The following is a 1,613-nucleotide window of genomic DNA, read 5'->3' as shown; positions in this document are numbered from 1 at the left end:
CTGGCGCAGCTCCGGGGCGGTCAGCGCGCCGCGTGCGTCGGTCCAGCCGGCCTCGTGGCGGCTGCGGTAGGTCACCACGTGCTTGTGGTGCCAGCCCGGCTCGTCGAATTCCTTCCCGCAGTCCTTCCTCCAGCACTTGTAGACCGGCGTCATCGTCTTGCGTGGCGCGACGTCCGCCTTCTTGCAGTAGGGGCAGTACGGGGTGTCCTTCTCGCCCTTGCCCTTCTCGATCGCCTCGATGACCGACACCCCGAGCAGGACCTCGGAGTCCCACAGGGCGATCACGTCACCCACCGCCAGGTTGTCGCAGTTCGCGACCGTGTCGTCCCAGCTGTAGTGCGTGGCGGGGTTGTCGTCGTAGCCCTCGCCCACCCGCTTGCTCTCGGCCTTCGCCAGCACCAGCCACGCCGCCATGCCGTACATCACCCCGTCATCCCGCGCCGCGCACCCACCTGCCAGGTGCCCTCACGACGCACGTCTGATCAACGTACCGACGCCCACCGACATCCCCGATCCGCGCGAAAAGGACCGCGCGGTACGCACCCGCTCGCAGAGACAGCGAGGGCGGCCGCCTCTCACGCATGACTCGCGGCCCGCCCCGGTCTCCCCATCTCCAGCATGAGAAGGAGGTCTTCAGCATGCCCCAACCCACCGACGCCTTACGCATCGGATCGCTCTGCACCGGCTACGGCGGCCTGGACACCGCCGTCCAGCGGGTCTTCGGCGGCTCGCTCGCCTGGGTCGCCGACAACGACCCCGGAGCGTCCCGCATCCTCGCCCACCACCACCCCCACGTGCCGAACCTCGGCGACCTGACAGGCGTCGACTGGAACAGCTTGGCGCCGGTCGATGTCGTCTGCGGCGGCTACCCGTGCCAGCCGTTCAGCTCTGCCGGCAAGCGGAAGGGAACCGCCGATGCCCGCCACCTCTGGCCCCACATCGCCCGTGCCCTTGGCGTTCTACGACCCCGCTACGCGGTCTTTGAGAACGTCGGCGGCCACCTTCGACTCGGATTCGACACCGTCCTCGCCGACCTTGCCGCCCTGGGGTTCGATGCGGAGTGGTGCGTTGTACGCGCGTCGGAAGTCGGCGCTCCCCACCCCCGGCGCCGCCTCTTCATCGTCGCCACCAATGCCCACGCCCTACGGCAACAACCAGTCGCTGATCCCTGGTGCAGCGGTGCGACGGTCGCTCAACTCGCTCGCGCCGACGCTGCTACCTACCCCAGTCGTGGCGGACTCAACGAACACGGCGAACTTCCGGCCGGACGGGACGCCCTACGGCGAGGGGTACGGGATGACGCTCCTCGATGCGGCCCGACTCCTGTTGCCGACGCCACGCGCATCGGACGGGGAGAAGGGCGGCCCGAACCAGCGCGGCAGCAAGGGGGATCTGGCGCTGCCGGCGGTGGCGCACCGGATTGGGGCCGGTTCGGCCCCGCGATCGAAAGGTGGCAAGCGGTCCTCGGCCGCCCCGCCCCCTGGCCAGTTGACGATCTGGGGCGACTGAACCCGCCGTTCGTGGAATGGCTGATGGGCCTGACCGCCGGCCACGTCACCGACGTACCCGAACTGACCCGAACCCAGCAACTGCGGGCCCTGGGCAACGGCGTC

General features: G+C 69.7%; 1 protein-coding gene and 1 pseudogene. One reads left to right on the top strand and one right to left on the bottom strand.

Annotated features, from left to right (window positions below; translation table 11 throughout):
• A pseudogene (locus IG62_RS0140845) lies at positions 1-414 on the bottom strand (hypothetical protein); the annotation flags it as partial.
• Between the two features lie 224 nt (positions 415-638).
• Between IG62_RS0140845 and IG62_RS45890 the strand changes: the two are divergent.
• A partial coding sequence (locus IG62_RS45890; protein WP_078872538.1) for a DNA cytosine methyltransferase occupies positions 639-1,613 on the top strand: 975 nt, incomplete at its 3' end.

The sequence above is a fragment of the Streptomyces sp. NRRL S-337 genome (assembly GCF_000720175.1).
GTDB classification, from domain to species: Bacteria; Actinomycetota; Actinomycetes; order Streptomycetales; family Streptomycetaceae; genus Streptomyces; species Streptomyces siderophoricus.
This window is presented reverse-complemented; position numbering and strand designations above follow the sequence as displayed.